Genomic DNA, 8519 nt, shown 5'->3' on the forward strand with positions numbered 1-8519 from the left:
AAGAATTAAAACTAGCGAGCGAACTTCATAAAATATCCACGGGAAACACTTTATATATTTTGGACGAGCCGACAACGGGACTGCATTTTGAAGATATAAAAAAATTACTCAACGCTTTAAATAAATTGGTTGAAAAAGGAAATACCGTTATTGTAGTCGAGCATAATTTGGATGTGATAAAATGCGCCGATTATATAATAGATATGGGACCTTTAAGCGGAGACAACGGAGGACAAATCGTAGCGGAAGGAAAACCAGAAGATATAATAAAAGTTAAAGAATCTTTGACTGCAAAAGAACTTAAAGCGGAATTGAAGCCAAAAACTAAAACGAGTAAAAAAGAAAATTCTAAAAAAATTATAAAATCTGAAAATAAAAATATTGAAGAAAATTTTCTCACGATAAAAGGAGCTAATAAACATAATTTAAAAAATATAAGTTTAACTATTCCTAAAAATAAAATAAATGTTATAACGGGAGTTTCTGGAAGCGGAAAAACTTCTCTCGCTTTTGAAACGATTTTTAAAGAAGGACAACGAAGATTTGTCGAGTCGCTTTCCACTTACGCTCGAAGATTTTTAGGAAGATTCGAGGATGCAAAAGTCGATAGAATAGAAGGATTATCTCCAGCGATAGCGATAGACCAAAAAAATGTGAGCAGAAATCCCCGCTCTACAGTCGCCACCGTCACGGAAATATACGATTATTTTAGACTAATATTTGCAAGAGTATCGACTCCTCATTGTCCGCATTGCGTAGGCAAAGACACTTTGAAAGCGGAAAGTCCTTCTATGCTCGCCACGGAAATAACCGAAACTATGGAAAATTATAAATTGATTATAATATCTCCGATTTATCATAGTTCGCTTAATCATAGATTTGCAATGTTGCCTACGGAAGAAGATATTAATTCTCCTTCCGCAATAAAAAGTTTAACGGAAAAAATAAGAAACGCTGGATATTTAAGAATACAAATAAACTCTTCCGATTATGTTATTGACGATATTACGGACGAAACCATAGAAGAATTATCGAAAGAAGAAATTTATTCGGTAGGAATAGTTATAGACAGAATAGTAGTCGGAAAAGATAAGAGAGCGAGAATTTCGGACGCGATTGAAAAAGCAATGGATTTATCGGGAGGAATAGTTCATATTAAATCGAGCTATGGAATAATGATAAGAGAGAGTTTTCACACAAAATTTCCCGCTTGTCTCTTGCATGGAATATTATTCGATTTTGAAATAACGCCGAGACATTTTTCTTTTAATTCGCATTGGGGATATTGCCCCGAATGTAAGGGACTCGGAAGCAAGCCCGCGTTCAGTATAGATTTGGCTATCAAAGACAAAACCAAACCTTTATTAGACGGAGCTTTGGACACTATGCTTCATAATATGTTTTCGACTCATGGAAAATATTATACCGATTCATTATTTAGAATGCTTAAAAGAAACGGAATTGGAAAAAAAGAATTATATGAAATCCCTTTTTGCGAACTTAAAGAAAATGTTATAAATACTTTCTTTTTTGGAGGAGATAGCGCGGTTGGAAATGTTTTGGAATATTGGCATTTAAATAACGATATTACGAGCGAAGATTATTCGGAGTGGAAAGATAAATCCCTCGCAAAATTTTTTATAGACGAAATTTGTCCCGAATGTAAAGGCGAAAGATTAAACGAAATAGTAAGAGCCTATACGATAGACAAAAAAAATATAAGTCAAGTCGCTTCGATGACGGTTGAAACGGCGATTAATTTCTTTAATAGACTTCCATTAATTTTAAGCGAAAGAGAAAATATTATTTCAAAAGAAGCGATAAAAGAAATTAAAACGAGATTAAGTTTTTTGGATAAAGTGGGACTAAATTATTTATCGCTGGACAGAAAATATTCCACTTTGTCGGGAGGCGAAGCTCAAAGAATAAGACTTGCAAGTCAGCTTGGCTCTAAACTCACGGGCGTTTTGTATGTATTGGACGAGCCGACTGTCGGACTTCATCCTAAAGACACGGGACATTTGCTCGACACATTAAAAGAATTGAGAGATTTAAAAAATACTCTCGTCATAGTGGAACATGACAGAGACACGATGAAAGCTGCGGACAATATAATCGACATGGGACCTCATGCGGGAGCTTTCGGAGGAGAAGTTGTTTTTGAAGGAAAATTTAACGATATAATAAAAAGCAAAAAATCATTAACGGGAGAATATTTAAGCGGAGAGAAAAAAGTATTCGATAAAACGAGTATTAGAGAAGAAATCGCCGAGACGATAAAATTAAAAAATGTTTCGACAAATAATTTAAAAAATATAGATATTGAAATTCCTCTTAAAAAAATTGTAGTCGTTACGGGAGTTTCGGGAAGCGGAAAATCGTCTCTTATAATCGACACTCTCTATCCCGCGCTTAAAAAAAGAAAATTAAATCAATATTCAAAATACGAAAGAGCGTCCATTCCCGATATAATTTCCGACACGATACTTGTAGACCAAATTTCAATAGTCGGTTCTATAAGAAGCACTTTAATAAGCTACAGCAAAGTTTTCGATAAGATAAGAAATATATTTTCAAAAACTCAAACGGCAAGAGCGAAAGGATTTTCCGCTGGAAGATTTTCTTATAATTCAAAAGAAGGAAGATGCAATATTTGCGAAGGAAAGGGAATAAGAAAAATAGCGATGCACTTTTTATCCGATATGGAAATAGTATGCGAAGCCTGCGGAGGAAAAAGATATAACGATGAAACTTTATCGGTTAGATTTAAATCTTTGAATATAGCCGAAGTATTGGAGCTTACAGTTGACGAAGCTTTGGAATTTTTTGAATTCGACAAATCTATTACAAAAACTTTATCGATTATGAGCGAAGTTGGATTGGGTTATATAAAACTCTCTCAAAGACTCGACACTTTTTCTGGCGGAGAATTACAACGATTAAAACTTTCAACCGAACTTGCCAAAAAACAATCGGACGAACATATAGTTTATATACTTGACGAGCCTACAACGGGACTTCATTTTGACGATGTGAATAAACTTTTGATAGCCTTGAATAAACTTGCCGACAAAGGGCATAGCGTCATTATCATAGAACATAATCCCGATGTCATAAGGGCGGCGGATTATATAATAGATTTGGGGCTTGACGGCGGAATCAACGGAGGCGAGATAATAGCGAAAGGAACTGTAGAGGAAATTCTTAAAATGAAGAAAGGTTATACTTGGAGATATATAATTCATTGCGAGACGATGCCGTAAGGCACACAGCGTGAGGCGGTAGCAATCCAATTTGTATGAAATTCTTTAACTTTGGATTATTCGCGCTTTGCTCTCGTAATGACGGATAATAAAATTTTTTTAATATTATTCCCCAAATAATCTAAATCTATCTTTCGGGCTGAATATTAAAATAACTCGCCCGATTATATCGCTTTCGTTTATGAGTCCGAAAATTCTACTATCCTCGCTAACCGAAATATTATCGCCCAAAACAAAATATTGATTTTTTCCGATTATGTAGCTTGCGTTGTCTTCTTCGTCAAAAATATAATATTCGTATTTTATCAAATCGTTATTTAAATATAATTTGCCGTCAACGATTTCAATTCTATCTCCTTCGCATCCAACTACTCTTTTTACCAAATTATTTTCGCCTCGTCTAAAAACTATTATGTCAAAATTTTTAATTTTATTGAATATAAAATTTTTCTTAATTAGAAGTATTTCGTCTCCTTCGTCTAAAGTGGGATGCATCGATTTATTCGTTATGATATAAGTGTCGAAAAAAAATATTCTTATAAATCCCGCGATGAATACGGCTAAAATAGAAGCCAAAATTATTTCTATAATATGTTTAATATATTTTTTCTTTATCATAATTTTTATTCGTCTTTAATAATAGATTTTTTCAAATAATCCGCTTTCAAAATAAAAATTTCATTCTCTTTCAAAAATTCTTCTTTTCCCGATTTCAATAATTCTCTCATTTCGTCTTTTGCTTTTCGCATAATCTCTCCGTCTTTAACAATATTTCCGATTTTAAAATCTGGAATTCCGCTTTGTCTCTCTCCTAAAAATTCCCCCGAGCCTCGCAATTCTAAATCCTTTTCAGCTATTTTAAATCCGTCCGTAGTTTCGCAAATAATATTTATTCTTTCTTTTATAATGTCGTTAAGCTCGCTGTGAATAATCAAATAACAATATCCTAATTTTTCTCCTCGTCCCACTCTTCCTCTCAATTGATGAAGCTGCGAAAGTCCGAATCTCTCAGCTCCTTCTATAAGAATTGTCGTGGCGTTCGGATTGTCGATTCCAACTTCGATAACCGTAGTCGAAAACAAAATTTTAATTTCGCCGTTATTGAACCTATTCATTATATATTCTTTTTCAATATCTTTCATTTTTCCATGAATAATTTCAATTTCCATATCGTAAAAATAATCTTTTTTCGCTCTTTCAAATTCGCTCGTCAAAGTTATAAAATTTGAATCGGTATTTTCTATAAGAGGAAAAACTATATAACCCTGTTCTCCTTTCAATATTCTGCTTCTTAAAAATCTATAACAATGGTCTCTTTCATACAATTCTTTATATTTGGTTAAAACTCCCTTTCTTCCCGCGGGCATACTTTTTATAACCGACAAATCCAATTCGCCAAATAATGTAAGCGCCAAAGATTGCGGAATCGGAGTCGCCGTCATAAGAAGATAATCAACATTATTTCCTTTGGATAAAAGTTTATTTCTTTGAGAGACGCCAAAACGATGCTGTTCGTCAACTATAGCGTAAGAGAGATTTTTAAATACGACTTCATCGTAAAGTATAGAATGAGTGCCGACTAAAATATTGCATCTTCCTTCTCTTAATCTTTTAAGCAAATAATTTCTTTCGTTTTGATTAACCGAAGAAGTCAAAATATCTACTTTAATAATATCTTCGAGGCTAGCATTTCGGACGATTCTTTTAAAAGTGTAAAAATGTTGCAATGCCAGAATTTCCGTTGGCGCTAAAAATGCGGTTTGAAATCCAGATTCGCATGGAATCAACGCAGTTAAAAAAGCGACTATAGTTTTTCCCGCTCCGACATCTCCTTGCAATAATCTAAACATCTGCTTTTCGGAAAATAAATCTTCTTTTATTTCTTCAATAGTTTTATTTTGGTCGGCGGTAAGTTTGAATCCTAAACTCGATTTAACTTTTTCAAGCGCATTGCAAGAATTATATCTTTTTTCTTTGATTAAAATATTCGGTCTTCGCTCGCTTAAATGAATATACTGAAACGATAAAAATTCCTCGAATACCAAACTTTCTCTCGCTTCGTTTAAGGCTTCAAAAGATTTCGGAAAATGCATTTCCATAATTGAGTCGACAAAACTTTTGAGTCGATATTTTTTTTTTATGATTAAAGGAATATCGTATTTCATATTTTTTTCAAAAGTTATAAGTTCGTTTATTATTAAAGTTCGTAGTTTTTTTTGAGATAATCCTTCGGTCAAAGGATAGATTGGAACTATTTTTCCATAAGACAAAGAATTTGAAGAAGGTTTTTCAAATTCAATCATCCTGCATTGAATCTTTCCTCTCGTTCCTCGAACAAATTTTCCCGTCAAATAAAGTTTTTCTCTCAAAGAAATTCCAGCGGGAAGTCTGCCTCCGTAAATCGGCACTTCGCATATTGTCGCTCCATCGCTCACTATAACCAATGGCTTTTTTTTGAATTGAAAAGTGAAATTTGAAATATCTATTACCTCTACAAAAACAACGCTATTTTTATATTCGTTTTTAATCGCTTCGGAAATTTTTAAAATTTTCGTTCTGTCTTCGTAGTCCCTCGGAAAAAAAGTGATTAAATCGTAAATAGTAAATATATTTTTTTTTGAAAGTATATCGGCGTATCTTAATCCGACTCCTTTACAATATTTAATATCTTTTTGAAAAATATCTTTAGTATAATTATTATAAATATTTTTTGACAATTTAATTTTCCTACTTGCAATAATATCGACTTATAAATAAAATATAATATCTTTAAATTATTTCAAGTAGTGGAGAGGTTTAATGGTTAAAAACATAGCTCATATAAGATTTAGAGATTCTAATATTGGAAAATTTGAACATTTGCATATAAAAGATATAAAAATAAAAGATTATTGCGTTGTGGAAACGGACGATGGAATTGAACTCGGAAATGTGATTAGTTTTGAAGATATAGATTTGGATTTATTGAATAAAGAAGAAAATCATAAAATCGAAGACAGAGAAGATAATAATTTGGAAGATGTTTCGGAAGAAATAAAAAAAATGGTAGATAAAGAAAGCCACAATAAAAACAAAAACAAAAATAAAATATTTAACATTTTGAGAATAGCCGACAAAAACGATATGGAACAATTCGACATAAATAAAAAAGATTCCATTGAAGCTTTCAAAATATGCAAAGAAAAAGTGATTAATCATAATTTGGATTTGAAACTTATAAGTTCTTATTATTTTTTAGACAGAGCGAAATTATTATTTGAATTCATAGCGGAAGAGAGAGTCGACTTCAGGGAATTGGTAAAAGATTTGGCGTCTCATTTCAAAATAAGAATAGAATTAAGACAGATAGGAGTGAGAGACGAAGCGAGAGCAATCGGCGGATGCGGAATTTGTGGGCGCGAATTATGCTGCAGAGTAAAGAGAACAAAATTTGAAACGATAACTATAAAAATGGCTAAAGAACAAAGTATGCTTTTGAATACGGTAAAAATATCGGGGCAATGCGGAAGATTAATGTGTTGTTTGGCGCATGAATATGACGCTTATTGTTGTTTGAGAAAAGATTTGCCGAAAGCGGGAACAAAATTGGTTTTCAATAGCGTTCCAGCGATAATAAAAGATATGAATCCGTTAAATAAAAAATTATTAATCGAAACTGAAGATAAAAGACTTATTTATATTAATCTTAACGATTTAAAAACGGAAGGCGGATTTTTAGTCGCAAATATAAAAACTTGATTAAATAAAAACATAATAAAAAATATAATTTAAAAATCTAATTAATTAAAAGGATTTTATAAAATGAATAAAAAAATAATGTTAAGCGGAATTCAACCTACAGGCGCGCTTCATATAGGAAATTATTTGGGCGCTTTGAAAAATTGGGAGAATATATTAAACGAATATTACGGATTCTTTTTCATTGCCGATTATCATGCGATAACTATAGAATACGACGCAAAAGAAATGCAAAAAAGAATACTCGACACGGCGATAGAATATTTGGCATGCGGACTCGATTTGGAAAAATGCTCGATTTTCGTGCAGTCGGATGTTCAGCCTCATACGGAATTGGCTTGGATATTTAATTCGATTATTCCAGTCGCCGAACTTGAAAGAATGACTCAATATAAAGATAAATCGAGAAAGAACGCGGAAAATATAAACGCTGCGCTACTCACCTACCCTTCTTTAATGGCGGCGGATATTTTGCTTTACCATCCCGATATAGTTCCAGTCGGAGAAGACCAAGAGCAGCATGTCGAACTTACGAGAATGATAGTGAGAAAGTTTAACAATAGATACGGAGAATATTTTAAAGAGCCAGAAACCTATCATGGAAAAGTTTTAAGAATATTGGGACTTGACGGCGCAAATAAAATGAGCAAATCTTTAAATAATCATATTCCTTTAAGATTAGGAGCGGAAGAAACGGAAAAATTGATTTTGCAAAAAGCCGTTACCGACCCGAATAGAAAATTAAAAACCGATAAAGGAAATCCAGAAATTTGCAATGTTTATAGTTATCATAAAATATTTTCAAGCGAAGAAGAGAAAAAAGAAATTTGTAACGATTGCAAAAATGCAAATATAGGCTGCGTTCAATGTAAAAAAATGTTGGCAAAAAATATCAATAAAGAACTTTCGCCAATAAGAGAAAAGATAGAAAAATTTTCAAACGATAAAGATTATATTTACGATGTTTTAAACGAAGGAAAAAAATCAGCGTTAAAAGTCGCCCAAAAAACTTTGTTTGAAGTGAGAGATTTAATGGGATTATTGGACAAAAGAAGATTTAATAATTCAAATTAATATCAAACCTATCGTTTAATAGCGGAATAATATTTATAACGGGTTCTTCGTAAGGATGAATTTCTTTAACTACTTTAATAATATTTTCCATATTTTTTATGTCGGTTGAAAATTCCATTTTGTCCTCGTTTGCTTCGGATATTTTGCCAACCGTTCCGTCAAAAGGATTAGCTCCAGCAAGAGGACGCCAACAACCTTTTATTTTCGTAATCGACATTACATTATCGTAATTGCCGACTCCCAAAGCTCCGATATTATTTAAAGCTTCTCTCAATTTGTTCGTATATTCCGCGGGAATAAATATTTCTATTTTTACTTTTTTGAAATTCATATATTGTCCTTTTATTTATCTTATTATATATCATATCTTTAAATAAAATAAAACCCCATGCATCTCTGCATGAGGTTCGTAAAAATTATATTATATGAAAGAATGTAGATTAC

The 8519-nt window shown here is 32.4% G+C and carries 6 protein-coding genes; 3 read left to right on the forward strand and 3 right to left on the reverse strand.

Going from position 1 to position 8519, the window contains the following annotated elements; translation table 11 throughout:
- Window positions 1-3263 (forward strand): excinuclease ABC subunit UvrA (gene uvrA, locus EZH24_RS04020; RefSeq protein ID WP_137997842.1); only part of this gene is annotated, 3263 nt, incomplete at its 5' end.
- A 105-nt stretch (window positions 3264-3368) separates the two neighbouring features.
- Here the strand turns inward: uvrA and lepB are convergent.
- Window positions 3369-3881 carry a signal peptidase I gene (gene lepB / locus EZH24_RS04025; RefSeq protein WP_137997843.1) on the reverse strand — a complete coding sequence of 171 codons (513 nt, stop codon included), beginning with the start codon at window positions 3879-3881 and terminating at the stop codon, window positions 3369-3371.
- 5 nt (window positions 3882-3886) lie between these two features.
- Window positions 3887-5980: an ATP-dependent DNA helicase RecG gene (gene recG, locus EZH24_RS04030; RefSeq protein ID WP_236847062.1), complete on the reverse strand. Its 2094-nt coding sequence runs from the start codon at window positions 5978-5980 to the stop codon at window positions 3887-3889.
- 82 nt (window positions 5981-6062) lie between these two features.
- On the opposite strand from recG, the gene EZH24_RS04035 reads away from it, so the two are divergent.
- Entirely contained in the window at window positions 6063-7001 is a 939-nt protein-coding gene (locus tag EZH24_RS04035; protein ID WP_137997844.1) for a PSP1 domain-containing protein, read from the forward strand.
- Window positions 7002-7064: 63 nt separating this feature from the next.
- Complete coding sequence (gene trpS / locus EZH24_RS04040) at window positions 7065-8075, forward strand: tryptophan--tRNA ligase (RefSeq protein WP_137997845.1); 1011 nt, start codon at window positions 7065-7067, stop codon at window positions 8073-8075.
- On the opposite strand, the gene cutA is transcribed toward trpS, so the two are convergent.
- Window positions 8059-8406, reverse strand: coding sequence for a divalent cation tolerance protein CutA (gene cutA, locus EZH24_RS04045; protein WP_137997846.1), 348 nt, complete (start codon window positions 8404-8406; stop codon window positions 8059-8061). The genes trpS and cutA overlap by 17 nt on opposite strands.
- Between the last annotated feature and the right edge of the window lie 113 nt (window positions 8407-8519).

Origin of the sequence: Brachyspira catarrhinii (assembly GCF_005518285.1) — a bacterium.
GTDB lineage: Bacteria > Spirochaetota > Brachyspiria > Brachyspirales > Brachyspiraceae > Brachyspira > Brachyspira catarrhinii.